This is a genomic window from Geodermatophilus obscurus (assembly GCF_900115395.1).
GTDB classification, from domain to species: Bacteria; Actinomycetota; Actinomycetes; order Mycobacteriales; family Geodermatophilaceae; genus Geodermatophilus; species Geodermatophilus obscurus_B.
Map to the genome: position 1 here is coordinate 192,049 of NZ_FOWE01000010.1, position 25,867 is coordinate 217,915.

Consider the following 25,867-nt stretch of genomic DNA (forward strand, 5'->3'; position numbering starts at 1 on the left):
ACGACCGGGGGACGGCCCGGGACGACGCGGACGACCAAGACGACCGGGATGGCCCGGACACGTCGACGGCCGGCCGGAGCGGTGCTCCGGCCGGCCGTCGGCTGGTGAGGTGCCGGCACGGCCCCGCGGCAGGGGGCCGCGGTGGCTAGTCCCGGGTGAGCTTGCGGTAGGTGGCCCGGTGCGGGCGCGCCGCCTCGGGGCCCAGCCGCTGCACCTTGTTCTTCCCGTAGTCGGCGAAGTTGCCCTCGAACCAGAACCACTTCGAGTCGCCCTCGTAGGCGAGGATGTGGGTGGCCACGCGGTCGAGGAACCACCGGTCGTGGCTGACCACCACGGCGCAGCCGGGGAAGTCCAGCAGCGCGCCCTCGAGGCTGGTGAGCGTCTCGACGTCGAGGTCGTTGGTCGGCTCGTCGAGGAGCAGCAGGTTGCCGCCCTGCTTGAGCGTGAGGGCCAGGTTCAGCCGGTTGCGCTCACCGCCGGAGAGCACGCCGGCCGGCTTCTGCTGGTCCGGGCCCTTGAACCCGAACGCCGCGACGTACGCGCGCGAGGGCATCTCGACGTTGCCGACCTTGATGTGGTCGAGGCCGTCGGAGACGACCTCCCACAGGGTCTTCTTCGGGTCGATGCCGCTGCGGCTCTGCTCGACGTAGGAGATCTTGACCGTCTCGCCGACCTTGATCTCGCCGTCGTCGGGCTTCTCCTCGCCGACGAGCATCTTGAACAGCGTGGTCTTGCCCGCGCCGTTGGGGCCGACGACGCCGACGATGCCGTTGCGCGGCAGCGTGAAGGACAGGTCGTCGATCAACACGCGGTCGCCGAAGCCCTTGGTGAGGTCGTTGCTCTCGACGACCACGTTGCCCAGCCGCGGGCCCGGCGGGATCTGGATCTCCTCGAAGTCCAGCTTGCGGAACTTGTCGGCCTCGGCGGCCATCTCCTCGTAGCGGGCCAGTCGGGCCTTGCTCTTGGCCTGGCGGGCCTTCGCCCCCGAGCGCACCCACTCGAGCTCGTCGGCCAGCCGCTTCTGCCGCTTGGCGTCCTTGGCGCCCTCGACCTTCAGGCGGGTGGACTTGGTCTCCAGGTAGGTGGAGTAGTTGCCCTCGTAGGGGTAGGCCCGGCCGCGGTCGAGCTCGAGGATCCACTGGGCGACGTTGTCGAGGAAGTACCGGTCGTGGGTGACGGCGACGACGGTGCCGGCGTACTTCTCCAGGTGCTGCTCGAGCCAGGCCACGCTCTCGGCGTCGAGGTGGTTGGTGGGCTCGTCGAGCAGCAGCAGGTCGGGGGCCTCCAGCAGGAGCTTGCACAGCGCCACGCGGCGGCGCTCACCGCCGGAGAGGACGGTGACGTCGGCGTCGCCGGGCGGGCAGCGCAGGGCGTCCATCGCCTGCTCGATGCGGGCGTCGAGCTCCCACCCGTCGGCGTTCTCGATGACCTCCATCAGCTCGCCCTGCTCGGCGAGGAGGGCGTCGAAGTCGGCGTCGGGCTCGCCCATCGCCGCGCTGACCTCCTCGAAGCGGGTCAGCGCGTCGCGCAGCGGCTTGACCGCCTCCTCGACGTTGCCGCGGACGTCGAGCTCCTCGTTGAGCGGGGGCTCCTGCAGCAGGATCCCGACCGTGGCGTCGGGCGCGAGCATCACGTCGCCGTTGGACGGCTGCTGCATGCCGGCCATGATCTGGAGGACGGTGGACTTGCCGGCCCCGTTCGGGCCGACGACGCCGATCTTGGCGCCGGGCAGGAACGACAGGGTGACGTCGTCGAGGATCACCTTGTCGCCGTGCGCCTTGCGCGCACGCACCATCGTGTAGATGTACTGAGCCACTGGGGGTAGAGCCTTCCGTCGGTGCGCGGGATCGGTCCGCGAGGAGGGGCGGGCCGGTGTGTGCCGGCCCGGCCCCCGTACGTTCTCGGTCCCGATCCTCCCAGTTGGCAGGCCGCTAGTGCAGGGCCGGTTCCGGCAGGGCACCGAGCTCGTGCTCGAGTGCCTGCGCCGCCGCGGAGGTCTCGGGGTCCAGCGTGTACAACGGCTCGACGGGGCCGTCGTAGTCCCGCTCGTCGGCACCGTCTGCGGCCGGTGGCTCGGCCGCGGCCGGGACGGGCGCGGCCCGCTGGGTGCGGCGGAAGTCGGCGGTGCCCCGCGCGAGGTTCGGCCCGACCGCCTCGGCCTTGACCCGCGGCCTGCTGCGCGGCCCCTGCTCGGACTCCCACTGGTCGGTGCGGATGACGCCGCGGACGACGACGGGGTCGCCCTTGCTGAGGCTGTGCGACACGTTGCCGCCCAGCTCGCCCCAGCACTCGACGTCGACGAAGAAGGTGGCCCCGTCGACGAAGCCCTGGGTGGCGCCGTCGTACCGCCGCTCGGTGGAGGCGAGCCGGAAGTTGGTGACGCTGCCGCCCTGCGTGCGGACGCGGCTGGGCGAGGTGACGACGTTGCCGATCACGGTGATCTCGGTGGCGCTCACGGTGCTCCTCGGGTCTGTCCTGGCCGGCACGGTGCCGGTCCGGGCACGACCCTGGGGCCGCCGGGAGCCGGACGGCGCACGTGCGGACGACCTGTGGAGCCCGGGCCGCCTGTGGAGGACGGGCGCCGCGATGTCACCGGGGCGCCCCGCGGCGGCGGGAGGTGTCATCATCGGCGACCGAGCGCCCGTAGCTCAGCGGATAGAGCAGGTGCCTTCTAAGCACTTGGTCGCAGGTTCGAGTCCTGCCGGGCGCGCTCAGGCCCCGCCGACGCGCCCGCCGGGCAGCCGCACGCGCAGCACCGTCCCACCCGGCCCGGTGTCGATGCCGATCTCGCCGCCGTGGTGCTGCACGACCCGCCGCGAGATGTCCAGCCCCAGGCCGGTCCCCTGGCCGACGCCCTTCGTCGTGAAGAACGGGTCGAACGCGTGCGCCCGGGTCTCCTCCGACATCCCCGGGCCGCTGTCGCCGACCTCCACGACCACCGCACCCCGCTCCCACCCGGTCCGCACCCGCAGCGTCCCGGCGTCGCCCATGGCGTCGAGGGCGTTGTCGACCAGGCGGGTCCACAGCTGGTTGAGCTCGCCGGGGAGGGCCTGGATGCGCGGGACGTCCTGGCCGTAGTCCCGCTCGACCCGCACGCCCGGGGGGATCCGGTGGGCGAGCGTCACGAGCGTGCTCTCCAGGCCCTCCGCGACGTCGGTCCGCTGCATCGACGCCCGGTCCAGCTGCGAGTACGACCGGACCGCCGCCACCAGGTCGGAGATGCGCTGCGTCGACTCCTTGACCTCGGCGAGCAGGACCGTGACCGACAGGGTGCTGGCCACCCACTCCAGCCCGGCGGCGAGGGGGTCCTCCCCCACGACCCCGGCGGCCCGGTCGCACCACTCGGGGTCGGCGCCGGCCGCGGCGAGCGCGGGCGCCAGGACCCACTCCCGGGCGACGTCGTGGTCGGCCAGCCAGTCCGCGAGCTCGTCCTCCCGGTCGGCGAGGACCATCGGGCTCTCCCCGCCCGGACGGGACCCCAGCTCCTGGCGCAGCGCGTCGAGCCCGGTGAACTGCTCGGCGCTGACGGGGACGCCGGCCAGCCGGCGCAGGGAGGCGAACATGCCGTCGCAGGCCTCGGCGAGGGCGTCGACGGCGCGGGTCGCCGCCGCGGCGGGGTTGTTCAGCTCGTGCGCCAGGCCGGCCGCGAGGGTGCCGAGGGCGGCCAGGGCCTCCCGCTGGCGGGCCATCGTCTCGTAGTTGCGCGCCGACCGGGAGACGCCCTCGGTGAGCAGAAGGCCCAGCGGGAAGCGCGCCGTCCAGATCCGGCGCAGCTCCGCGGCGGGGATCCGCAGCACCCGGCCGGGGGCGACGGCGCGGCCGGTGGCCAGGTAGGCGCCGTGCTCGTCCCAGGCCCGGAACCCCCCGGCCCACCGTCCCGGCACGTCCATCGTCCCGAGGACGGTCTCCTCGTGGCCGACGTGCCGCAGCAGGTCGATGCTGCCGTCGAGCAGGACCCACCAGGACTCGGCCGGCTGGTTCTCCACCCAGAGGACGTCCTCGGGGCCGAAGTGCACCTCCTCCCCGGCCGCGGACAGCTCCTGGAGCTGGTCGTCGGCGACGCCGTCGAAGAGGGTCATCCCGCGCAGGTCGTCGGGGCCGGCCCGCCGGGGCCCTCCGTCGGGAGGAGCTGACCTGGTCATGTCCGCGACCTCCTGACGCCCCGGGACGGTGCGCCGCATGCAAGCACGCGGGGGCGTCCTCCCGGACGGTCCCGGGCGCCGCGGAGCGCCGCCCTGCCCGGTGGCCACCGTGCGCCCGGCGGCGTGCGCACCCGGTGACGACCAGGGTCCCGTCCGGGCGCTGGCGGTGGCTTGCAAGTGATGTCGAAGGTCGCTGCAAGTGGGGCGCGGCACGGTGCTTCCGAGCACCCGGGACGGACCCGGGACCGATCGAGGAGCCCGACATGACCCAGGTCCAGAACCCCTACGGTTCCCCCAACCAGCCGCACGGCCACGGCGCCCAGGGACACGGCGCCCAGGGACACGGCGCCCAGGGACACGGCCCCCAGGGACACGGCCCCTACGCGCCCCCGTCCTTCCCCGCGCCGGGCGGCTTCGGCCCGGGCGGCCCGGGCTTCGCACCCGGCACCCCGAACGGCTTCGGCGGGCCGCCGGCGAAGAAGCGCACCGGCGCGGTCGTCGGCAGCATCCTGGCGGCCCTGGTCGTCGCCGGCCTGGGCATCGGTGCCTTCTTCCTGCTGGGCGGGAAGGTCCTCGACACCGCCGAGGCCGAGCGGCAGATCGTGGCGCTCACCGAGGAGCAGGCCGGCGTGACCGTCACCGACGTCACCTGTCCCGAGGACGTCGAGCTCGCCGCCGGCACGGTGTCGACCTGCACCGCCCAGGTCGAGGGCCAGGAGGTCAGCTACACCGTCGAGCAGACCGACGACGAGGGCAACGTGACCATCGCCAGCGAGGACGTCTTCGTCCAGGTCGCCGACGTCGAGGCGGCGCTGGTCTCCACCTTCGCCACCGACGCCGGGCTGGACGTGACCGCCAGCTGCGACGCCGACGACCGCACCGTGCTCGTCGCCGGGGACGGCCTGCAGCTGACCTGCACCGCCACCCTGGTCGACGACCCGAGCGACACCGGCGAGGTCCTCGCGGACATCGACGCCGAGGGCAACGTCACCTTCGACGCCAGCTGAGACCGGGCGCCCCCTGACCCGGGCGCCGCGAGCACAGGACACCGGGAGCCCGGGACCGCCACGGTCCCGGGCTCCCCGGCGTCGTGCGCGTCGTCAGCGCGAGCCGGCGGGCACCCAGCCGATCGCCGGAGCCACGTGGCGGGCGAGGTTCTCCAGCAGGGCGGCGTTGTACTCGACGCCGAGCATGTTCGGCACGGTGACCAGCAGGGTGTCGGCCTCCCGGACGGCGGCGTCCTTCGCCAGCTCCTCGGCCACCCGGTCGGGCTCGCCGACGTAGCTCCGCCCGAAGCGGGCGCGCACGCCCTCGAGCAGCCCGACCTGGTCGGAGGAGCGCCGCTCGTCGCCGAAGTAGGCGCGGTCGAGATCGGAGACGACGGGGACGACGCTGCGGCTGACCGACACCCGCGGCTCGCGCTGCCACCCGGCCGCGGCCCAGGCGGCGCGGTACCGCTCGATCTGCTCGGCCTGCAGCTCGTCGAAGGGCACGCCGGTGTCCTCGACGAGCAGCGTCGAGCTCATCAGGTTCAGCCCCTGCTCGGCGGTCCGGACGGCGGTGGCGCGGGTGCCCGAGCCCCACCAGATGCGGTCGGCCAGGCCCGGCGACTGCGGCTGGACGGCCAGCCGGCCGCGCGCGCCGCCGGTCGTCCCGGGGTCGGCGTCGACGACGGTGGCGCCCCGCAGCGCGGCGAGGAACAGCGCCGTCTTCTCGTGGGCCAGGTCGGCGTCGGTGGCTCCCTCCGGCGGGACGTACCCGAAGGCCTCCGAGCCGCGCAGCGCCGTCTCCGGTGACCCCCGGCTGACGCCGAGCTGCAGCCGGCCGTCGCTGAGCAGGTCGGTGGCCGCGGCCTCCTCGGCCATGTACAGCGGGTTCTCGTAGCGCATGTCGATCACGCCGGTGCCCAGCTCGATCCGCGAGGTGCGGGCCGCCATCGCCGCCAGCAGCGGGAACGGCGCGGCCAGCTGCCGGGCGAAGTGGTGCACGCGGACGAAGGCGCCGTCCAGGCCCAGCTCCTCGGCGGCGACGGCGAGCTCCACCGACTGCACCAGGGCGTCGCGGGCGGTGCGCACCTGCGAGCCGGGGATGGGCTGCCAGTGACCGAAGGACAGGAACCCGATGCGCTTCACGCGTCACACCAGCGCGGTGCGCGGGACGGGTGTTCCCGGTGAGGCGGAGCCCTCACCGTCTGTGATCGGTCGACCACGACATTCCGGGCGCCGGTTCCGCCGATCCGGCCAGGGCGTCGGCCACCCTGTCCGGGTGACTCTCAGCGCCTCCTCCGTGCCCCTGCCCCGGGCCGGCCGACCCGGCGGGCACGCCGGCGCACCGGCGGGGGCGAGGCTGCGGGCCATCGACACGCTGCTGGCCGACCGCGGCCAGATGTTCCGCGCCCTGTTCCTCTCCTCCCCCGTCCCGCAGGCCCTCGTCGACCTCGACGGCCACCTGCTCGTGGTCAACGACGCGCTCTGCGCGCTCGCCGGCCGGGGCATCGACGACATGGTCGGCCGGCACGTCGACCTGCTCGCCCACCCCGACGACGCTCCGCTGAACGACGACGTGGCCGGCGAGGACGGCGCGCTGGACCCGTGGCTGCGCCAGGACGGCGAGCGCCGCCTGCGCCGCGCCGACGGCAGCGAGGTGTGGGTGCAGCAGTCGCACGACGTCGTCCACCGCAGCACCGGCGAGCCGCAGTTCGCCGTCCTGTCGCTGGTCGACGTCACCGACCGCCGCCGCGCCGAGGAAGACCTGGTCCGCCGGGCCTTCACCGACCCGCTCACCGGGCTGCCCAACCGGCGCGCACTCACCGACCGGCTCAACCACGCCCTCGCGCTCTCCCGCCGCCGGGGGCTGCAGGTCGGCCTGGTGCACATGGACCTCGACCGGTTCCAAGCGGTCAACGACACCCTCGGCACCGAGGCCGGCGACCAGCTGCTCAGCCAGGTCGCCGACCGGCTGCGGTGGAGCACCCGCGTCGAGGACACCGCCGTCCGGCTGGGCGCCGACGAGTTCCTCATCCTCGCCGAGGACGTCGAGGACCTCGACGGGCTGCGCGCGCTGGCCGACCGGCTGCTCGCCGTCCTCGACGACCCGTTCGTGCTGGGCGGCCGCGAGATCGTGCTGTCGGCGTCCGTGGGCCTGACGCTGGGGTCCGACGTCGCCCCCGACGACCTGCTCAAGCAGGCGCACAGCGCCCTGGCCCGCGCCAAGCGCGACGGCAGCCGGGCCCGCATCGAGGTGCACGACGGCGGCCTCACCGAGGACGAGGTCGACCTGCTGCAGCTCGAGACCGACCTGCGCCGGGCACTGGACGCCGACGAGCTGCGGCTCTTCTACCAGCCCATCGTCTCCCTCGCCGACGAGACACTGCTGGGCTACGAGGCGCTCATCCGCTGGCAGCACCCCACCCGCGGGCTGCTGCCGCCGGGCGCCTTCCTCGACGCCGCCGAGAACAACCGGCTGACCTCGCGGCTGGGTGCCTGGGTGCTGCGCCGTGCCTGCGACGACGCCGCCGGCTGGCCGGCCGGCCTGCGGGTGCACGTCAACGTCTCCGCCCGGCACCTGGCCGAGGAGGGGTTCAGCGAGCTGGTCGCCGACGTGCTCGACGCGTCCGGCCTGCCGCCGGAGCGGCTGGAGCTGGAGATCACCGAGTCGACGGCGCTGTTCGCCGCCGAGGCCACCCTGCAGGCCGTGCAGGAGGTCACCGCGCGCGGGGTGACGTTGGCGCTCGACGACTTCGGCACCGGGTACTCGGCGATCACCGCCCTGCACCGGCTGCCCATCCACACCGTCAAGATCGACCGGTCCTTCGTCGCCGGGGTGGTCCGCGAGCCGTCGTCGGCCGCGCTGGTGCAGGGGCTGCTGCAGCTCGGCCAGGGCATGGGGCTGCAGGTCATCGCGGAGGGCATCGAGGACCTCGACCAGGCCGACTGGCTGCGCCGGCACGGCTGCGCGATGGCCCAGGGCTACGCCTTCGGGCGGCCGGCGCCGCTGCCCGGCCGCACCGACACCACGGTCGCCGAGACACTCGTCGGGCAGGCCGCCGAGGAGGCCGCCGCGGTGCTCGGGGCGGTCACCGGCGAGCTGGAGGCCGTCGAGGACCTGCCCGTCGCCGGCGGCGACGGGGTCGACCTGCTGCCCCTCGATGACGAGCGGCCGTTGCCGCCGCGCCCGTTCCTGAAGGTCGTCGACGACATCGCCGAGGACCCCGACGGGGACGGGCCGCCGGCCTAGTCGTCAGGCGCGCGGCAGCGTCAGCGGCACCGGGCGCTTCGGCGCACGCCCGTCGCCGGAGGAGCGCCCGCGCAGGCGGCGGGCGATCCACGGCGCGACGAACCCGCGCACCCACGCCACCTCCTCGGCGACCGCCGCGCGCAGCGCCCGCGGCGGCGCCGGGGGTAACGGGGTGCGCCAGTCGCCGTCCCCGTCGCCGGGGACCGGCACGCCCAGGGCCGCGGCCGCGGCCAGCGCGGTGCGGCGGTGCCCCTCGGCCGTGAGGTGGATGCGGTCGCCGTCCCAGAGCCGCCAGTCCAGCAGCCAGCCGGCGCCCCACTGGTCGAGCACGACCGCGCCGTGCCGCGCGGCGATCGACCACACCGAGGCGTTGAACACCGCCACGCGGCCGCGGGTGCGGCGGATGAGCGGGGTCAGCCGCGGGTCGACCCCGGTGGCGAGCACCACGTCGGCGCCGTCGGCGCGGAAGCCGGCCACCGCCTCCTCCAGCGCGGCGGCCAGCCGGTCGGGGTCGGCACCGGGGCGGAGCAGGTCGTTGCCGCCGGCGACCAGGCTGACCAGGTCGGGCCGCGCGGCACGGGCCACCGGCACCTGCTCGGCGAGCACCTGAGGCAGCAGCCGGCCGCGGATCGCCAGGTTGGCGTACTCGACGTCGTGCGGGCTCGCCGCGGCGAGGTGCCCGGCCAGCCGGTCGGCCCAGCCGCGGTACTCGCCGGGGCGGGCGGGGTCGGGGTCGCTGAGCCCCTCGGTGAAGGAGTCGCCGAGGGCGACGTAGCGGCGCCAGGAGGAGCGGGACGGTGCAGGCACGGGCTCCACTGCAGCACGGCGGGGGGGTTCAGCCGTCCTGCGGGTCCTCCTTCATGCGCTCGCGGACGTCGGGCGGGAGGAACTCGAGCAGCTCGCCGGGCAGGAAGGGCAGGTCCAGCAGGGACAGCTTGGCCCGGCTGCGCGCCGCCGAGCGGGACCCCTGGATGCGGACCAGCTGCCCGGCGCCGGGGCGGTAGGACACGGTCAGCTCGTCGCCGGGGTCGAGCTGACCGCGGAGGACGCCGTCGACCTCCACCGCCGGGCGGCCGCTGCTGATGGTGAGCGAGAGGGTCTCCCGGGCGCCGAGCAGCACGGTCCGCGAGATGCCCTGCGCGGGCGCGGCGGGCGTGAGCAGGATGCCCTCGACCTCGGGGCTGACCACCGGGCCGCCGGCCGCGTAGTTGTAGGCGGTCGAGCCCATCGCGGTCGCGATGATCACCGCGTCGCAGCGGACGTGGGCGTAGCGCTGGCCCCCGACCGACAGGTCGGCGGTCACCATCCCCTCCCCCGGCACCCGGGCCAGCACGGCGTCGTTGAACGCCGGGTCCTCGCGGTCGCGCCGCCGCACGACCAGGCAGCCGCGGGACTCGGTGCGCACCCGGCCCTCGGCCATCGCGGCCAGCGCCTCCCCCAGCTCGCCGCCCTCCACCTCGGCCAGGAACCCGAGGTGGCCGAGGTTGACGCCGAGCACCGGCACCGGCCGGTCGCTCACCAGCCGCATGGCGCCGAGGATGGTGCCGTCGCCGCCCAGGGCGATGAGCCCGTCGGTGGTGCCGGCCAGCTCCTCGGGCGTCACCGGGGTGACACCGGCGAGGCCCAGCCGGGCGACGTCGGCCCGGTCGGCCAGCAGCTCGACGTCGGCTCCGCCGGTCCACGCGCTGACCTGGCGTACGGCCGCCGAGGAGTCCCGCGTGGGGTGCAGGACCAGGCCGATGCGCGCCACTCAGCCGCGCCAGGTCTCGAGCAGCCGCAGCCACACCTCGCTGACCGTCGGGTAGGCCGGGACCGCGTGCCACAGCCGGCTGATCGGCACCTCGCCGACGACGGCGATCGTGGCCGCGTGCAGCAGCTCGGCGACGGCCGGGCCGACGAACGTGACGCCGAGCAGCACCTCGCGCCCGGGGTCGACGACGGCGACCGCCGTCCCCTCGTAGCCGTCGGCGAGCAGCGCCGCGCCGGCCACCGAGCCGATCGGGTACTCGACGACGCGGTGCGGAAGGCCGGCCTCGCGGGCCTGGGCGGAGGTCAGGCCGACGCTGGCCACCTGCGGGTCGGTGAACACCACGGCCGGGGTGGCGGCGCGGTCGGCGGTGGCGGTGTGCGGCGACCAGTCGGCACCGGACACCTCCTCGCCGCGGGCGCGGGCGACGATCGCGGCACCGGCCTGGCGGGCCTGGTACTTGCCCATGTGGGTGAGCAGCCGCCGGCCGTTGACGTCGCCGGCGCCGTAGAGCCACGGCAGGCCGCGCACCCGCAGCGTGTCGTCGACGTCGAGGTACCGGCCGGGCTCGAGGCCGACGGTGTCCGCCCCGATGGCGGTGGTGCGCGCCTGCCGGCCGGTGGCGACCAGCACCTCGTCGCCGCGCACCTCCTCCCCGCCCACGGTGAGGACCACCTCGTCGTCCTCGCGGCGGGCGGCGGTGACGTCGGCGTCGAGGCGGACGTCGACACCCCGGTCGCGCAGCGAGGCGAGCACGGCGTCCCCGGCCTGCGGCTCGGCGTCGGGCAGCAGCCGGCCGCCGCGCTGCAGCAGCGTCACCCGCGAGCCGAGCGCGTGCCACGCGAAGGACAGCTCGCAGCCGACGTAGCCGCCGCCGACGACGAGCAGCCGGCGGGGGGCCTCCTTCGCGCCGGTCGCCTCGCGCGGGGTCCACGGCTGCACGCCGTCGAGGCCCGCCACCGGCGGCACCGCCGGCTCCGACCCGGTGCAGACGGCGACCGCGTGCCGCGCGGTGAGCCGGACGCGGCCACCGTCGGGCGTGGTGACGACGACGGCACGCTCGCCGTCGAGCCGGGCGGTACCGCGGACGAGGTCGATGCCCGCACCCGCGACCCAGTCGACCTGGCCGGTGTCGTCCCAGTCGTGGGTGAAGGAGTCGCGGCGCGCCAGCGTGGCGGCCACGTCCTGTTCACCGGTCACGGCGGCCGCGGCGCCCTGCACGGTCCGGGCGGCCGCGAGGGCCTCGGTGCCGCGCAGCAGCGCCTTGCTGGGCATGCACGCGTAGTAGGAGCACTCCCCGCCGACGAGGTGCTCCTCCACCAGCACCGCACTCAGCCCGCCCCGCACGACGACGTCGGCGAGGTTCTCCCCGGTCGGGCCGGCACCGAGCACGACGACGTCGTAGGTCCTGTCTGCGCTGCTCACGGGGCCATCCTGTCCGGTGTGGTCGACTGGCCGCATGCCCGTGTCCCGCGCCGACTTCAGCGCCGCGCTCCGGCAGTACCCGGCCGGGGTGGCGCTGCTGACCGTCCGCGACGACATCGACGACGTCGGCGCCACCGTGACGTCGGTGACGAGCGTGTCGGCCGACCCGCCGCTGGTCGCCGTCGGGCTGAGCGCGGACGGCTACCCGGCCGAGGTGCTCGAGGCGGTGGGCACGTGCGCGCTCACCGTCCTCGCCGCGGGTCAGGCGATCCTGGCCAGCCGGTTCTCCTCGGCGGGGCGCCCCTCGGCCCGGCACCTGCTGGAGGCGGTGCCATGGTCGCGGGCGCCGCACAGCGACGCGATCGTGCTCGACGGCGGCGTCGTCGCGCTGGACTGCCGGCTGGAGCGCCTGGTGCCCGCCGGTGACCACGTGCTGGCGCTGCTCGTCGTCGAGGCGGTGCCGGTCCTGCACGACGGCTCCGCCCCCCTGCTCCGCCTCCGCGGCCGCTACGTCGACGCCCCCGGGTGACGCGACCTCCTGCGCCGGTCGTCCGGGGGTTAGCGTCGACGGCGATGAGCCAGCCGCAGCCCCCCGTGCCCTCCGGACTCCGGCGTGCCCTCGCCCGCGCCGAGCGGGGTGTCCCCCTCGACGCGGGCGAGGCCGAGGTGCTGCTGTCGGCCCGCGGGCTGGGCGAGGGCGAGCCGCTGGACCGGCTGCTCACCGCCGCCTCCCGGGTGCGCGACGCCGGCCTCGCCTCGGCCGGGCGGCCCGGGGTCGTCACCTACAGCCGCAAGGTGTTCATCCCGCTCACCCACCTGTGCCGCGACCGCTGCCACTACTGCACCTTCGTCACGACCCCCGGGCAGCTGCGCCGCGAGGGGAAGGCGCCGTTCCTCTCCCCCGACGAGGTGCTGGAGATCGCCCGGCAGGGCGCGGCGCTGGGCTGCAAGGAGGCCCTGTTCACCCTGGGCGACCGCCCGGAGGACCGCTGGCCGGTCGCCGCCGAGTGGCTGGGGGCGCACGGCTTCGACTCCACGCTGGGCTACCTGCGCGCCGTCGCGATCCGGGTCCTCGAGGAGACCGGCCTGCTGCCGCACCTCAACCCCGGCGTGCTCACGTGGGAGGAGGTCCAGCGGCTCAAGCCGGTGTCGGCGTCCATGGGGATGATGCTCGAGACCACCGCGACCCGGCTGTGGTCGGAGCCCGGCGGGCCGCACTTCGGCTCCCCCGACAAGGAGCCCGCCGTCCGGCTGCGGGTGCTGGAGGACGCCGGCCGCTCCGCCGTCCCGTTCACCACCGGGGTGCTGCTGGGCATCGGCGAGACGCCGGCCGAGCGGGTCGACGCCGTCCTGCAGATCCGCGCCGCGCACGCCCGGCACGGGCACGTGCAGGAGGTCATCGTCCAGAACTTCCGCGCCAAGCCGCGCACCGCGATGGCCGCCCACGACGACCTCGCGCTGCAGGAGTACGTCGCCGCCGTCGCCGTCACCCGGCTGCTGCTCGGCCCGCGGGCGCGGGTGCAGGCCCCGCCGAACCTGTCCGACTCCACCGAGCTCGGGCTGCTGCTGCGCGCCGGCGTCGACGACTGGGGCGGGGTCAGCCCGCTCACCCCCGACCACGTCAACCCCGAGCGGCCCTGGCCCAACACCGACAAGCTCGCCGCGCTGACCGCCGAGGGCGGGTTCACCCTGCGCGAGCGGCTGGCCGCCCAGCCGCGGTACGTGCTCGAGCCCGAGCCGTGGCTCGACCCGCGGGTGCGCCCGCACGTGGCCGCGCTCGCCGGGCCCGACGGCCTGGCCGTCGAGGGCCGCGTCCCCGCCGGGCTGCCGTGGCAGGAGCCCGACGAGGCGTGGGTCTCCACCGGCCGCACCGACCTGCACGTCGAGGTCGACACCGTCGGGCGCACCGGCGACCGGCGCGGCGACTTCGACGCCGTCTACGGCGACTGGGCCGACCTGCGCTCCCGCACGGAGAAGGCGCGGGACGGCTCCTCCACCGCCCTCGCCGTCGGCGACCCGGAGGTGCACGCCGCGCTGCGCGCCGCCGAGGCCGACCCGGCCGGGCTCTCCGACGCGCAGTACCTGGCGCTGCTGGGCGCCGACGGCCCCGACCTCGAGGCCCTGTGCGCCCTCGCCGACGCCGTCCGCCGGGCCACCGTCGGCGACGACGTCACCTACGTCGTCAACCGGAACGTCAACTTCACCAACGTCTGCTACACCGGCTGCCGGTTCTGCGCCTTCGCCCAGCGGCGGACCGACGCCGACGCCTACACGCTGTCGCTGTCCGAGGTGGGCGACCGCGTGGACCAGGCGTGGGCGGCCGGCGCCACCGAGATCTGCATGCAGGGCGGCATCCACCCCGACCTCCCGGGCAGCGCCTACCTCGACCTGATCGGCGAGGTGAAGCGTCGGAAGCCGGAGATCCACCTGCACGCGTTCTCCCCGATGGAGATCGTCAACGCCGCCGCCCGCACCGGGCTGTCGTTCGCGGACTTCCTCACCGCCGCCAAGGAGGCCGGGCTCGACAGCGTCCCCGGGACGGCGGCGGAGATCCTCGACGACGACGTGCGCTGGGTGCTGACCAAGGGCAAGCTGCCCGCCGCGACCTGGCTGGAGATCATCGGCACCGCGCACCGGGTGGGCCTGCCGACGACGTCGACGATGATGTACGGCCACGTCGACGCCCCGGCGCACTGGGTCGCGCACCTGCGCACCATCGCCCGGCAGCAGGACGAGACCGGCGGGTTCACCGAGTTCGTGCTGCTGCCGTTCGTGCACCACAACGCGCCGATCTACCTCGCCGGCGTGGCGCGCCCCGGCCCGACGGTGCGGGAGAACCGGGCGGTGCACGCCGTGGCGCGGCTGCTGCTGCACGGGCGCATCCGCAACATCCAGACCTCGTGGGTCAAGCTCGGCGACGCCGGCACGCGGGCGGTGCTGCAGGGCGGGGCCAACGACCTCGGCGGCACGCTGATGGAGGAGACGATCAGCCGGATGGCCGGCAGCGAGAACGGCTCGCTGAAGACCATCGCCGAGCTCGAGGCGGTGGCCGCCGCGATCGGCCGGCCCGCCCGGCAGCGTACCACCGACTACGGCACGCCCTCGGAGGAGCGCATGCGCACCGCCCGCACCGAGGCCGGCCGCCGGGCACTCACCCTCTCGATCACGCCCGCCTGATCAGAGGGCCGCGACCTCCTCGCGGGGCTCCGGGACCGCACCGGAGGGCATGTCCCCGACGGGGTCGTGGGCAGGCGCGGGCAGGGGCCGGCCGAACAGGTACCCCTGCGCGTGCGAGCAGGCGAGGTCGCCGAGCACCGCGTGCTGCTGCGGCGTCTCCACGCCCTCGGCCACGACCTCCAGGCCGAGGCTGCGCGCGAGCTCGATCATCGAGGCGACCAGCGTCGTCGACCGGCCGTCGGAGCCGAGGTCCTGCACGAAGCTGCGGTCGATCTTCAGGACGTCGGCCGGCAGCCGCCGCAGGTAGGCCATGCTCGAGTACCCGGTGCCGAAGTCGTCGATGGCGATCCGCACCCCGAGTGCCCGCAGCGCGGCCAGCCGGCCGACGGCCTCGTCGACGTCGCGCAGCAGCACGCCCTCGGTGACCTCCAGGGTCAGCTGACCGGCGGGCAGGCCGGTGTCGGCGAGGACCCGGGCGACCACGGTGACGACGTCGTCGTCGGACAGCTGCCGCGGCGAGAGGTTGACCGCGATGCCGATCGGGCGGCCGGTCTCGGCCGTCCACGCCGCCGCCTGGGAGACCGCCCGCTCGAGCACCCAGCGGCCGATCTCGACGACGAGGCCGCTGGCCTCGGCCTGGGGGATGAACTCGGCCGGCGGGACGAGGCCGCGGCCGGGGTGGCGCCAGCGGACCAGTGCCTCGTAGCCGGTGGTGCGTCCGTCGGCCAGGTCGATCGTCGGCTGGTAGTGCACCTCCAGCTGCCCGGACCGCGTCGCGGCGGCGAGGTCCTGCAGCAGGTCGGCCTCGCACTGGGCGGCCTCGGCCATGCCCGGCACGTAGCGGACCATGCGGTTCTTGCCCAGGGCCTTGGCCTCGTACATGGCCAGGTCGGCGTTGCGCAGCAGCGTCCCAGGACGGCGGTCGCCGGCCGTGGCGGTGTCGGCGAGCCCGAGGCTGACGTGCACGGTCAGCAGCCGCCCCGCCACCTCGACCGGCTCGGCCAGCGCCGCGAGCACCCGCTCGCCGACGGCCGCGGCGGCGGTGGCGTCCCCGCCGACCACGACGGCGAACTCGTCACCGCCGAGGCGGCCCACCTCGTCCCCGACCCGGGTGCAGGCCAGCAGGCGCTCACTGACGGTGGTGAGCAGCTGGTCGCCCGCGGCGTGGCCGAGGGTGTCGTTGACGTCCTTGAAGTCGTCGAGGTCGAGGAACAGGACGCTGACCTGGCCGCTGCGGCGCTCCAGCAGCCGGACCAGGCCCTGCATGAACCGGGTGCGGTTGGCCAGGCCGGTGAGCGGGTCGAAGAGCCCCTGCCGCTCGTTGAGCCGCCACGAGGCCAGGTTGGCCAGGCTCGCGGCCAGCACGAACCCGCCGTGCACCGCGGCCCACACCCACGGGTCGCGGAAGGCGGCGTCGTGGTGGAACACCGAGTGCGGGAAGAGGGTGCCCACGAGGCCGTGGTGCAGCACCACCACCGCGAGGGCCAGGCCGAAGGGCGTCCAGTCCTGGTAGAGCGACACGAGGCCGACCACGACGAAGAAGGAGAAGTGCGCCTCGGTCAGCCCGTCGAAGACGTGCACCAGCAGCACCGACGTCGCCAGCAGGCTCACCGTCGTCCCGGCCGCGCGCAGCGTGCGGCCGGCACCCGGCAGCAGGTTCGCGGTCAGGGGGTAGGCCGCGGCCGCGGTCGCCGCGAGGGCGGCCGGCCCCGACCAGCCACGGGTGAGCGCGAGAACGCCGATGGCCAGCGCCTGGACGGCGGCCAGCCGCAGCAGGACCGCGTGCCGGCGCTGCCACACCTCGTCGGGCAGCGGGCGGCCCTCGGGGAGTGCACGGCGGAGGCGGCCGAACGCGGAGAGCTCCATGCCGCCTCATCGGCTCCGGCCGGGTTCCGGACCAGTCCGGTTCCGGCAGGGTCACCCCCCGGGGGGACGGCGCGCCGCGGCGGACCTCCGGCCCAGCGGCGGGAGGGTCCACCAGCTCCCCAGCAGCTCGTCGAGACCCGGCTCCAGGCGGCTGAGCCCGGCGCCGGGATAGGGCGTGAGCTCGCCGCCCCACAGCCGGCCACCGGAGCGGTAGAGGTCCACGCGCAGCATGTCGAAGCCGTCGGCGACCGCGGCGGCGGCCGCCAGCAGGTCGGGCAGCCACTCCGGCCGCGGGACGTCCGGGCCGGGAGGGTAGCCCCAGGTCCAGGGCAGCGGCTCCCAGTCGGCCGTGTAGAGCCGCCCCCGCAGCCCGTCGCGCCGGTCGGTGTGCACGCCGACCAGCCGCGGGACGCCGTCGAACACCAGGACCTTGAGGTCGGCCGGGGCCTCCCCCGGCGGGCCGACGTGCTCCTCCACCAGCAGGCACGGCCGCGCGTGGCGGTAGGCCCACTCCTCGCTCTTGCGCCAGTAGCGCTCGGCGACCCAGCCGGCCGTGCGGGCCGCGAGGTCGGCGGGGTCGGGCCGCCCCTCCCCCAGCAGCACCCGCCGGCAGGAGTGGTTCGGCTTGAGCACCCAGCGGTCGGGCAGGTCGACGTCGGCCAGCTCGGCGACGTCGGTCCCGGACCAGTACGTCCGCGGGACCGACAGCCGGCCGGGGGCGCGCGCGGCGAAGTGCTCCTTCATGGCCAGCTTGTCGCAGGTGGGGGCCAGCAGCGGCCGACGGTCGGAGGTGACCCGCCGGTCGAGCTTCTCGGTGAACGTCCGGGGGGCGCGGAGCGGCGGCAGGCGGCCGTGGTGCCGGCGGTAGGTGCGGGCCCGCCGCAGCGACGACGGCAGGAGGCGGGTCCAGGCCGGGGGGAACTCCTCCACGCCCCCCTCCTACCGCGCGGAGGGGCCGGCGGAACGGTGCCGTACGACACCGGTGGCGACGTGGGTAGTGCGGGGGCGTGCGCGCCATCACCTACACCCGCAACGGCGGCCCCGAGGTCCTCGAGCTGACCGACCGTCCCGTCCCCGAGCCCGGCCCCGGCGAGGTCCTCGTCCGGCTGGCGGTGGCCGGGGTCAACCCGACCGACTGGAAGTCCCGGACCAACACCTCACCCGGCCCCGGCGGTCAGGTGCCCGGCCAGGACGGCGCCGGCACCGTCGAGGCCGTCGGCCGCGGGGTCGACCCGGCGGTCACCGGACAGCGCGTGTGGGTGTGGGAGGCGGCCTGGCAGCGGCCCTGGGGCACCGCGGCCGAGTACACCGTCGTCCCGCTGCGGCAGGCCGTGCTGCTCGGCGCCGACGCCTCCTCCGAGCTCGGCGCGGCGCTGGGCATCCCCTTCCTCACCGCGCACCGCTGCCTCACCCTCGGCGAGTCGGTGCCCGACCGGCTTGGCCCCGGCGCGCTCACCGGCCGCACGGTGCTCGTGCAGGGCGGGGCCGGCGCCGTGGGCAACGCGGCGGTGCAGCTCGCCCGCTGGGCCGACGCGACCGTGGTCGCCACGGTGAGCAGCCCCCGCAAGGCCCAGCTGGCGGCCGCCGCCGGCGCCTCGCACGTCGTCGACTACCGGCAGCAGGACGTCGTCGCGGAGGTGCGCAAGGTGGCGCCGAGGGGCGTCGACGTCGTCGTCGAGGTGTCCGCGGCCCGCAACGCCGCCGTCGACGCGCAGGTGCTCGGCGTGCACGGCGCGGTGGGGATGTACGCCGACGACGGCGGCGCGGAGGTCACCATCCCCGTGCGCGCACAGATGGGACCCAACGCGCGGTGGCAGTTCGTGCTCGTCTACACCGAGCCCGAGCGGGCCAAGGCGCTCGGCGTCGAGGACGTGACCGCCGCGGTGCTCGACGGTGCGGTCCGGGTGGGCGAGGACGCGGGGCTGCCGCTGCACGTGTACCCGCTGGCCGACACCGCGGAGGCGCACCGCGCGGTCGAGGGCGGCGCCGTCGGCAAGGTGCTGGTCGACGTCACGGCCTGAGCGGCGCGGTCAGTCGGCGGCGGAGGCGGGCACCGGCAGCGCCAGGCTGTCGCCCGCGACCTCGTCGATGCCCGCGGGGCGCCCGGCCCCGGGGCGGACCCAGGCGGTCTCGACGATGGTGACCACGGTGCGGTCGACGGCGCTGGCGTACTCGGCGCCGGACAGCTCCTCCGGGGAGCCGGGGTAGCGCACCCCCTCGCGCAGCAGGTCGCTGACGTTGCCGCTGCCGTTGCGGTCGGCCAGCGCGCGCAGGTCGCGGGCGCCGGGCACGTCGGCCATCTCGACGGCGGACACCGATACCACGACCGGGCGGCCGTCGATGTCGGTGGACCACAGCGCCCGGGTCAGCCCGGTGCAGTCGCCGGCCTCGAAGAAGTCCGCGACGTCGCCGTAGGAGTTGCCGACGCAGGTGTCGTCGACCTGCACCTCGCGCAGGACGAAGGTCCGGCCGTCGATCACTGTGCGGGTGCCCGGCGTGGGCCCCGCGGGGGTCGGCGTCGCCGGTGGGCTGCTCGCCACCGGCGTCTCCTGGGCGGCGGCGCCGTCGTCGTCGTCGGTGAGCAGCCCGACGAGCAGACCCACCAGCACGACGGCGGCCAGCACGGCGGCCGCGGACAGCAGCACCAGCCGGCGGCGGGCTGCGGGCGGACGCCGACGCGGCGCGACCAGCGGGACGGGCGGCGGCGCGACCGGCGCCCGCACGGCGGCCGGGGCCGCGACAGGAGCAGCAGCCGGAGCGGCGGCGGGGCGCTCCTCGGCGAACAGGCCACCCAGCCCGCCGGTGGCGTCGGCCGGCTCTGGCTCGGGGACCGGCGCCGGGTCGGGGGACGGCGGTGCCGGGGGCGCGCCGGTCCCGGACTCGAGGGCGGGCGCCTCGAAGCGGGCGGTCGCCGGACGCGACGGCGGCGCGGCCGGGACGGCGGGTGCGGGTGCCGGGGCGGGCGCGGCGTCGAGGCCTGCGGCGGCGCGCGCGGCGGCCTCCTCGTCGGCCCGGATGGCGGCGGCGGCGACGGCGGCGGCGGCGGCGGGGTCCACCAGGGGCCCGGGCGGTGACGCCGCCGGCGCCGGGGAGAACGCGGCCGGGTGGACGGCGGCGGCCTGGTGGAGCGGGGCCGCCGGGTCGAAGGCAGCCGGGCCGAAGGCAGCCGGGCCGAACGCGGCCGGGTCGACGGGCGGAGCGGGCGAGGCCGTCCCCATGCCGGTCCCCATGGCCGGCGAGGCGGCCATGGCGGCGGGGGCCAGCAGCTCGCGGCGCCGCAGCACGTACGGCGAGTAGGGGAACCCCTCGCCGTTGAGCTCCTCGACCGTGGGGCCGCGGCCGTCGAAGCCCAGCGCGGTCAGCGCGGCCCGGACGTCGGCGGTGGTCCACAGCCGGGGGTTGTCGACCCCGGCGTAGCGGGCCGCGCGGGAGATGCCGAGCAGCAGGGAGCGCGGTTCCAGGAGCGCGACCTGGTCACCGTCGCCGAGGTCGCCGTCGGCGGGTAGCAGGCCGGTGAGCTCGCCGGTGAGCACGGTCAGGCGGGCGATCCGCCCCGGCTCGAGCCCGGCGCGGCGCAGCCGCACGGCGGCGTCCATGCCGGCCCGCATCAGACCGTCCAGCGGGGTCGAGCCCCCACCGGCCAGCTGCAGCACCTCACCGGGCCCGGCGCCGGGCCCGATCGTCCAGGAGCCCTCGGGTGTCGCGGTGACCACGCCGCTCTGGCGGACCACCTCGACGATCCGCACCACCGCCACGCCCTCGGGCACGAGGAGGACGGCGTCGGAGAGGCGCCGCCCCACGGGGCCGTCGACGACCGGGATCGACGCGACGACCGCGCCGCGGACGGCGCCGCCGCGGTCCCACCGGGTCAGCTCGGCGAAGAGCGCGCGCTCCCCCGCCGTCTGCGGCGGCACGGGCGTCAGGGGCAGCACGTCGTCCTCCGGGAGCGGGTGGGGTACAGGGGCGCGCGGGCGGGCGCGGTGCCGGGCGCCCGGCGTGGTCCGGGGCGGGTGCCCGGAGGTGCGGTTGCGGGCGACGCTACGTCATGTGACGGGACGGTCCGGCTCGTCAGCGGGCCGACGCGCCGCCGGCGACCGGCACGGCGGCCCTGGCGGGCTCCACCGGGACCAGCCAGGCGGCGTACGCGCGGCTGCGGGCGACCAGGTCGACGACGGTCCACAGGAGGGTGAAGGACCCCAGGACCAGCGCGATCGACCACCACGACCAGTCCCACGGCGGCAGCAGCCCCGCCGCGTCCTGCAACCAGCCGGCGGCGTACACCGCGGCCGCGGTGGCCGGCGCCGCGCTCCAGCCCGGCAGCCGCCAGGTGACCGAGAGGTCGACGCAGACCGCGCCGACCAGCAGGACCAGCGGCAGCACCGAGGGCGGGAAGCCCAGCGCGACCAGGCCCAGCCACATCACGGCGCGGTAGCCGAGGTAGACGGCGACGACGGTGGTGGCCGTCCAGCGCAGGCCGGTGACCCGCCGCGCCACGAGCAGCGACAGCAGCCCGGCGCACAGCAGCCAGGCCGGGTGCACCCAGGACGGGACCGGGAGCATGAACATGGTCGGCGTCTGGCCCTGCGAGGCCGCGAAGTCCAGCAGCTGCTGCTCGGCCGTCGTCGCCCCGGCCTCGTAGGCCCGCAGCGACAGGACGCCGTACTCCTGGTGCTGGTTGGGGAAGACGACGTTCTCGACGAAGAACAGCCACAGGCCCAGCGACACCAGGTCGCGGACGCGGCCGGGCGCGGCGTAGAGCCACCAGCCGCGGATCGCGCCGGCCAGCATGATCGCCGTCCCGATGTAGAGCAGCGCGTGGCTGGGGCTCCAGCTGGTGATGTCCAGCCCGTTGACGCGGTGGTTGACGATGTCGATCGGCACCGCGACCAGGAACGTGCCGATCCCCCACTGCATCAGCCGCAGCGCGCGCCGGTCGACGCCGTAGCCGGTGTAGGAGTGGAACAGGACGAGGGCGACGACGACCGCGGTGCCCGCCGAGTTGAGCAGGTGCGGGGGCGCCAGGTCGTCGCGCAGCCACCGGAAGTGCCAGGACACGTCCCAGGTTGAGCCGAGCATCTTGAGCAGGAACGCACCGAGCCAGGCGGTGTAGATCCAGCGCAGCTCGGTCGCGCTGGTGGCGCGCCCCGGCCGGCCGGGCGTCACGTACGCCGGCCACAGCCAGCGCAGGAGCGCGACGGGGTGCCGGAGCGCAGCGCCCAGGGAGCCCGGAGCCGGGGGCACCGTCCGGGGAGGCGGTGCGGGTGCGGCGGATCGGGGCACGGCGGAACTCCCAGGGATGGAGAACGGGATGCGGCGAGGCTACCGGCGGGGATGCCGGATTCCGACCCCTCCGGTGGCGTCGGTGTGGCGGGTGCGGTAGACGGTGGACGCGCGGACCACCGGGACGGGCGGGACGCGCGGTCGCGTGCGACGTAGGGTCGGTCGCCGTGGCGGACAACGGCGGACACCTGGTCTGGATCGACTGCGAGATGACCGGGCTCGACCTCACCCGGGACAAGCTCATCGAGGTCGCCGTCGTCGTGACCGACTCCGAGCTGCGGGTCCTGGACCCCGGGCTGGACCTGGTCATCCACGCCGACGACGCCGACCTCGAGGGGATGGCCGACGTCGTCACCGAGATGCACGCGAAGTCCGGCCTGACCGAGGCGGTGCGCGCCTCGACGCTCACCCTGGCCGACGCCGAGCAGCAGGTGCTGGCCTACGTGAAGCGGTGGGTGCCGGAGCGGCGCACCGCCCCGCTGTGCGGCAACTCCATCGGCACCGACCGCGGCTTCCTCGCCCGCGACATGCCCGAGCTCGACGACCACCTGCACTACCGGATGGTCGACGTCAGCTCGATCAAGGAGCTGGCCCGCCGCTGGTTCCCCCGCGTGTACTTCGCCCAGCCGCAGAAGGGGTTGGCCCACCGCGCGCTGGCCGACATCGTCGAGTCCGTCCGCGAGCTGGCCTACTACCGGCAGACGTTGTTCGTCGACGCGCCCGGCCCCTCGACGTCGCAGGCCCAGCGCGCGGCGACCGAGGTGGCCGGCTCCTTCGCCGACGTCCTCGCCGCCGCCGACGCGACCCCCCCGGCCACCGCGCCGGGCGCCGCACCCCCGGCCGCGTCCGGGAGCTGACCGGCTCCGGTATCCTCGTCCGTGCTCCCCGGCACCGCGTGCGCCGGGAGTGCACGTGGTGGGTGTAGCTCAGCTGGTAGAGCACCAGGTTGTGATCCTGGGTGTCGCGGGTTCGAGCCCCGTCACTCACCCCACGTGAGAGGCCCTGGTCAGTTCGCTGACCAGGGCCTTCACCCGTTCCGGCGCCGTTCGCGGCGGCCGTCGGAGCCTCGCTGCCCCCTCATCGGGGGGCAGAACGGGGGCAGTGACGGGGCGACTGCGCGACGCGGAACGCTCCCGACGGTGCGGCTGGTCCTTCCCGACCGACGGCACGGAGTACACCCACCATGTCCCTCGAGCCGCCCAGCCTGTGGATCGAGCAGCGCGGCCGCCGGCACCGCGTGTACTGACACGACACGACATCGACACCCACGGCTACGCCATCCTCGCCCGAGTCCGCGCGGTCGCCCCGCACGCAACGAGCGTCCTGATGGACACCGCGACGCTGCTGGCCCACCGGCCGTTCTGGTCCACCGGAGCCGCACCGCGAACCGATCCGCTGTCCCACCTGACGGCGACCGAGGCGGAGGTCTACGCCGCGCTGTGCGCGGGCACCCACGGAGTCGGCGTCCGGTTGGAGCAGGAGTTCGTCCGTTTCGACCTGGTCACGGCCGCGCTGACGTAGACCCTCACCCCCGCCCGTCCTCGTCCCCAGCGACGCGTCGCTCCGCGCGCCGCGCCTGGCCTGTCGGTGGTCGGGCGTCGCCGGGCCCGCACGGTGGACGCGGGGGAACGCGGTGAGGCTCGAGCAGGAGGCGCGCGTCCTGCGCGGCGAGGCGCTGTCGTCGCTGACGCTCGCGACGGCCGCGTTCAACTCGCCGCACCAGGAGGGCCGCACCACCCAGGTACGCGACGCAGAGGCCGCCGTGGACATGGGCGCGGTGTGGGCCGCGCACCGGCCGGGCACCCCAGACACCGGCCGCGAGCAGCCCGGATGCGCGCTGGCCGCCGGGGACCCGGCGGCCGACTGAGCCGTCAGCCCGACCCGATCGGACGCGGACCCGGGGTCGGCCACCGAGGGGGCTCGGTGAGCGACATCGCTGGCGAGCTCTCCTGCGCCCACCGGGTCTACGGGACCGGTCAGGCGGAGCGGTCCTGGCTCGTCCGGTCGCGGCCGGCGAGCTCCCGTGTGGCCGATCCGGTCCAGCTGGCGAGGAAGGTCAGTGCCTGCTGCGACGGTGAGCCCGGTTCGGCGGTGAAGGTGATGAGCGTCTGGCCGGGGTCGGCGGCCAGGGCCATCGCCTCGTAGGCCAGCGTGAGGTCTCCGACGACCGGATGGTGGTAGCGCTTGGTGCCGGTGGTGTGCCAGCGCACGTCGTGGGTGGCCCACAGGGCGCTGAACTGCTGGCTGCGGGTGGTGATCTCCCCGATGAGTTCCCGCAGCTCCCGGTCGTCGGGGCTGCGGCCGACCTCGGCACGGAGCTGGGTCACCGCGTCGGAGGCGGCTCGGTTCCAGTCGGGGAAGAACTCGACGGCCCGCGGGTCCAGGAAGATGTAGCGGGCGAGGTTCGGTGGGCGACCGGCGCTGCTGGGTCCGGCGTCGTCGAACAGATCGGCGTAGAGGGCGCGGGCGAGCGGGTTGGCGGCCGGGACGTCGAGCCGGCCGTTCTGCACGAACGCCGGGACGCCGGCCATCGCGCCGAGCAGCTGCTGCACACCCGGGCGGACCGCGGCCCGGGCCGGACGGCGGCGGGCGCGGGCCGCTGTCATCGCCCCGCGGGTGAGGTCGTAGAGGTGTGCGCGCTCGGCGTCGTCGAGCTGCAGCACCCGGACCAGCGCCTCGAGGACGCTGTCGGAGACACCGTTCGCGTTGCCCCGTTCCAGGCGGGTGTAGTACTCGACGCTCACGCCGGCGAGCAGCGCCACCTCCTCCCGGCGCAGCCCGGGCACCCGCCGGTGCCCGCCGTAGGTCGGCAGCCCGGCCTGCTGCGGGGTGATCCTGGCCCGGCGGGTGGCCAGGAACTCGCGCAGGTCCTTGCGGGTGTCCACGGCGACCACGGTAGGTCCGCCGGGACCCGCGTGAGGGTCCCTGCCAGTACCCCCTCACAGCAGGCTCTCCCACGCCGCGGCCGGGCGGCGTTTCCTCGGTTCAGCGGGTTCGACCAGCTGCCCGTCCCGCGCGGGCGTCACCTCGCCCACCACCCGAGACCCGAAGGACTGCACTGACATGACCGACAAGAAGATCTGGCTCGTCACCGGCGCCGGCCGCGGCATGGGCACCGACATCGCCCGCGCCGCCCTGGACGCCGGGCATGCGGTCGTAGCCACCGGCCGCAACCCCGACCGGGTCACCGCGGGACTCGGCGCGCACGAGGACCTGCTGGCCGTCGCGCTGGACGTCACCGACCCCGCCAGCGTGCAGGCCGCCGTCGACACCGCAGTGCAGCGGTACGGCCGCATCGACGTGCTGGTCAACAACGCCGGCAACTTCTACGCCGGCTTCTTCGAGGAACTCGCCCCGACGGACTTCCGCGCCCAGATCGAGACCAACCTGTTCGGCCCGCTGAACGTCACCCGCGCCGTGCTGCCGGTCATGCGCGCCCAGCGCTCCGGCCTCGTGGTGACCTTCAGCTCCACCGCCGGCATCACCGGAGGGGAGTTCACCTCCGCCTACGCCGCGTCGAAGTTCGCCCTCGAGGGGTGGAACGAGTCGCTGACACCGGAGATCGCGCCGTTCGGCATCCGCACCATGCTCGTCGAGCCCGGCTTCTTCCGCACCGAACTGCTCACCGAGGACTCCACCCGCTACCCCGAGCCGACGATCGACGACTACGCCGAGCGCACCCGGCAGACCGTCACCGCCTGGCACGGCATGAACGGCCAGCAGGGCGGCGACCCCGCCAAGCTCGCCCACGCCCTGGTCCAGCTCACCGACTCCGACACCCCGCCGCTGCGCTGGCCCGCCGGCGCCGACGCCGTCGCTGCCTTCGAGCAGAAGGCCCATCAACTGCTCGCCCAGGCCGACGCCCACCGCGACCTGTCCAGCTCGCTGGCCCACGACGCCGCCCCTGCCAGCGCCTGACCTCGGGCAGGGCCTCGTCCGGCCGACGCCGGGTCAGTTGCTGATCGCGGGTGCCGCGCCGATGTAGCGGTCGTCG

21 protein-coding genes and 2 tRNA genes are annotated in these 25,867 nt (G+C 75.6%); 11 read left to right on the forward strand and 12 right to left on the reverse strand.

Annotated elements, in window-relative coordinates:
* Window positions 1-145: 145 nt before the first annotated feature.
* Window positions 146-1,816 carry an energy-dependent translational throttle protein EttA gene (gene ettA, locus BM165_RS19695; protein WP_075015240.1) on the reverse strand — a complete coding sequence of 557 codons (1,671 nt, stop codon included), beginning with the start codon at window positions 1,814-1,816 and terminating at the stop codon, window positions 146-148.
* A gap of 115 nt (window positions 1,817-1,931) precedes the next feature.
* Complete coding sequence (locus BM165_RS19700; protein ID WP_075015241.1) at window positions 1,932-2,456, reverse strand: single-stranded DNA-binding protein; 525 nt, start codon at window positions 2,454-2,456, stop codon at window positions 1,932-1,934.
* 181 nt (window positions 2,457-2,637) lie between these two features.
* Between BM165_RS19700 and BM165_RS19705 the strand changes: the two genes are divergently transcribed.
* A tRNA-Arg gene (locus tag BM165_RS19705) sits at window positions 2,638-2,710 on the forward strand.
* A gap of 1 nt (window position 2,711) precedes the next feature.
* Here BM165_RS19705 and BM165_RS19710 read toward each other — a convergent pair.
* Window positions 2,712-4,142, reverse strand: a complete 1,431-nt coding sequence (locus BM165_RS19710) for an ATP-binding protein (protein WP_075015314.1) — start codon at window positions 4,140-4,142, stop codon at window positions 2,712-2,714.
* 263 nt (window positions 4,143-4,405) lie between these two features.
* Between BM165_RS19710 and BM165_RS19715 the strand changes: the two genes are divergently transcribed.
* A complete protein-coding gene (locus tag BM165_RS19715) occupies window positions 4,406-5,149 on the forward strand; it encodes a DUF4333 domain-containing protein (protein ID WP_075015242.1) in 744 nt (247 codons plus the stop codon).
* Between the two features lie 93 nt (window positions 5,150-5,242).
* On the opposite strand, the gene BM165_RS19720 is transcribed toward BM165_RS19715, so the two are convergent.
* The gene (locus tag BM165_RS19720; protein ID WP_075015243.1) at window positions 5,243-6,274 is read right to left on the reverse strand and encodes an LLM class flavin-dependent oxidoreductase; all 1,032 of its coding nucleotides are present in this window, start codon (window positions 6,272-6,274) and stop codon (window positions 5,243-5,245) included.
* A gap of 133 nt (window positions 6,275-6,407) precedes the next feature.
* On the opposite strand from BM165_RS19720, the gene BM165_RS19725 reads away from it, so the two are divergent.
* On the forward strand, window positions 6,408-8,378 hold the full coding sequence (locus BM165_RS19725; protein WP_244274346.1) for a putative bifunctional diguanylate cyclase/phosphodiesterase: 1,971 nt from the start codon (window positions 6,408-6,410) through the stop codon (window positions 8,376-8,378).
* Window positions 8,379-8,381: 3 nt separating this feature from the next.
* Here the strand turns inward: BM165_RS19725 and BM165_RS19730 are convergent, their stop codons facing one another.
* The 3 genes from BM165_RS19730 to BM165_RS19740 are packed head-to-tail and all read right to left on the reverse strand — an operon-like array spanning window position 8,382 to window position 11,550.
* A complete protein-coding gene (locus BM165_RS19730; protein WP_083427544.1) occupies window positions 8,382-9,185 on the reverse strand; it encodes an SGNH/GDSL hydrolase family protein in 804 nt (267 codons plus the stop codon).
* Between the two features lie 28 nt (window positions 9,186-9,213).
* Window positions 9,214-10,128 carry an NAD(+)/NADH kinase gene (locus BM165_RS19735; protein WP_075015245.1) on the reverse strand — a complete coding sequence of 305 codons (915 nt, stop codon included), beginning with the start codon at window positions 10,126-10,128 and terminating at the stop codon, window positions 9,214-9,216.
* Window positions 10,129-11,550: a dihydrolipoyl dehydrogenase family protein gene (locus BM165_RS19740; protein WP_244274347.1), complete on the reverse strand. Its 1,422-nt coding sequence runs from the start codon at window positions 11,548-11,550 to the stop codon at window positions 10,129-10,131.
* A gap of 34 nt (window positions 11,551-11,584) precedes the next feature.
* Here BM165_RS19740 and BM165_RS19745 point away from each other — a divergent pair, with 34 nt between their 5' ends.
* Both BM165_RS19745 and BM165_RS19750 read left to right on the forward strand, forming a co-directional pair.
* Window positions 11,585-12,079, forward strand: coding sequence for a flavin reductase family protein (locus BM165_RS19745; RefSeq protein WP_075015246.1), 495 nt, complete (start codon window positions 11,585-11,587; stop codon window positions 12,077-12,079).
* Window positions 12,080-12,123: 44 nt separating this feature from the next.
* The gene (locus BM165_RS19750) at window positions 12,124-14,727 is read left to right on the forward strand and encodes a bifunctional FO biosynthesis protein CofGH (protein ID WP_075015247.1); all 2,604 of its coding nucleotides are present in this window, start codon (window positions 12,124-12,126) and stop codon (window positions 14,725-14,727) included.
* On the opposite strand, the gene BM165_RS19755 is transcribed toward BM165_RS19750, so the two are convergent.
* Window positions 14,728-16,593 carry a putative bifunctional diguanylate cyclase/phosphodiesterase gene (locus BM165_RS19755; RefSeq protein WP_075015248.1) on the reverse strand — a complete coding sequence of 622 codons (1,866 nt, stop codon included), beginning with the start codon at window positions 16,591-16,593 and terminating at the stop codon, window positions 14,728-14,730.
* 51 nt (window positions 16,594-16,644) lie between these two features.
* On the reverse strand, window positions 16,645-17,523 hold the full coding sequence (locus BM165_RS19760; RefSeq protein ID WP_083427532.1) for an ATP-grasp fold amidoligase family protein: 879 nt from the start codon (window positions 17,521-17,523) through the stop codon (window positions 16,645-16,647).
* A 77-nt stretch (window positions 17,524-17,600) separates the two neighbouring features.
* On the opposite strand from BM165_RS19760, the gene BM165_RS19765 reads away from it, so the two are divergent.
* Window positions 17,601-18,614, forward strand: coding sequence for an NADPH:quinone reductase (locus BM165_RS19765; protein ID WP_075015249.1), 1,014 nt, complete (start codon window positions 17,601-17,603; stop codon window positions 18,612-18,614).
* A 9-nt stretch (window positions 18,615-18,623) separates the two neighbouring features.
* Here the strand turns inward: BM165_RS19765 and BM165_RS19770 are convergent, their stop codons facing one another.
* Together BM165_RS19770 and BM165_RS19775 are read right to left on the reverse strand one after the other, a co-directional pair.
* Window positions 18,624-20,525 (reverse strand): hypothetical protein, encoded by a 1,902-nt coding sequence (locus tag BM165_RS19770; RefSeq protein ID WP_075015250.1) that lies wholly within the window; start codon window positions 20,523-20,525, stop codon window positions 18,624-18,626.
* Window positions 20,526-20,661: 136 nt separating this feature from the next.
* Window positions 20,662-21,873 carry a hypothetical protein gene (locus tag BM165_RS19775; RefSeq protein ID WP_075015251.1) on the reverse strand — a complete coding sequence of 404 codons (1,212 nt, stop codon included), beginning with the start codon at window positions 21,871-21,873 and terminating at the stop codon, window positions 20,662-20,664.
* Between the two features lie 167 nt (window positions 21,874-22,040).
* On the opposite strand from BM165_RS19775, the gene orn reads away from it, so the two are divergent.
* From orn to BM165_RS19795, 4 genes are all read left to right on the forward strand, one after another.
* A complete protein-coding gene (gene orn / locus BM165_RS19780) occupies window positions 22,041-22,730 on the forward strand; it encodes an oligoribonuclease (RefSeq protein WP_075015252.1) in 690 nt (229 codons plus the stop codon).
* Window positions 22,731-22,788: 58 nt separating this feature from the next.
* A tRNA-His gene (locus BM165_RS19785) sits at window positions 22,789-22,864 on the forward strand.
* A 215-nt stretch (window positions 22,865-23,079) separates the two neighbouring features.
* Window positions 23,080-23,394 carry a Wadjet anti-phage system protein JetD domain-containing protein gene (locus tag BM165_RS24955; protein ID WP_075015253.1) on the forward strand — a complete coding sequence of 105 codons (315 nt, stop codon included), beginning with the start codon at window positions 23,080-23,082 and terminating at the stop codon, window positions 23,392-23,394.
* A 112-nt stretch (window positions 23,395-23,506) separates the two neighbouring features.
* Complete coding sequence (locus BM165_RS19795; RefSeq protein ID WP_075015254.1) at window positions 23,507-23,740, forward strand: hypothetical protein; 234 nt, start codon at window positions 23,507-23,509, stop codon at window positions 23,738-23,740.
* Window positions 23,741-23,849: 109 nt separating this feature from the next.
* On the opposite strand, the gene BM165_RS19800 is transcribed toward BM165_RS19795, so the two are convergent.
* A complete protein-coding gene (locus tag BM165_RS19800) occupies window positions 23,850-24,758 on the reverse strand; it encodes an MmyB family transcriptional regulator (protein WP_083427545.1) in 909 nt (302 codons plus the stop codon).
* A gap of 178 nt (window positions 24,759-24,936) precedes the next feature.
* Here BM165_RS19800 and BM165_RS19805 point away from each other — a divergent pair, with 178 nt between their 5' ends.
* Window positions 24,937-25,791 (forward strand): SDR family oxidoreductase, encoded by an 855-nt coding sequence (locus BM165_RS19805; protein ID WP_075015256.1) that lies wholly within the window; start codon window positions 24,937-24,939, stop codon window positions 25,789-25,791.
* The last annotated feature ends 76 nt before the right edge of the window (window positions 25,792-25,867 follow it).

What these genes read in the sequence shown, in the direction of transcription:
- BM165_RS19710 (WP_075015314.1), bottom strand. Translation starts at nt 4,142, where the DNA reads ATGACCAGGTCAGCTCCTCCCGACGGAGGGCCCCGGCGGGCCGGCCCC.
- BM165_RS19715 (WP_075015242.1), top strand. Translation starts at nt 4,406, where the DNA reads ATGACCCAGGTCCAGAACCCCTACGGTTCCCCCAACCAGCCGCACGGC.
- BM165_RS19745 (WP_075015246.1), top strand. Translation starts at nt 11,585, where the DNA reads ATGCCCGTGTCCCGCGCCGACTTCAGCGCCGCGCTCCGGCAGTACCCG.
- BM165_RS19750 (WP_075015247.1), top strand. Translation starts at nt 12,124, where the DNA reads ATGAGCCAGCCGCAGCCCCCCGTGCCCTCCGGACTCCGGCGTGCCCTC.
- BM165_RS19755 (WP_075015248.1), bottom strand. Translation starts at nt 16,593, where the DNA reads ATGGAGCTCTCCGCGTTCGGCCGCCTCCGCCGTGCACTCCCCGAGGGC.
- BM165_RS19805 (WP_075015256.1), top strand. Translation starts at nt 24,937, where the DNA reads ATGACCGACAAGAAGATCTGGCTCGTCACCGGCGCCGGCCGCGGCATG.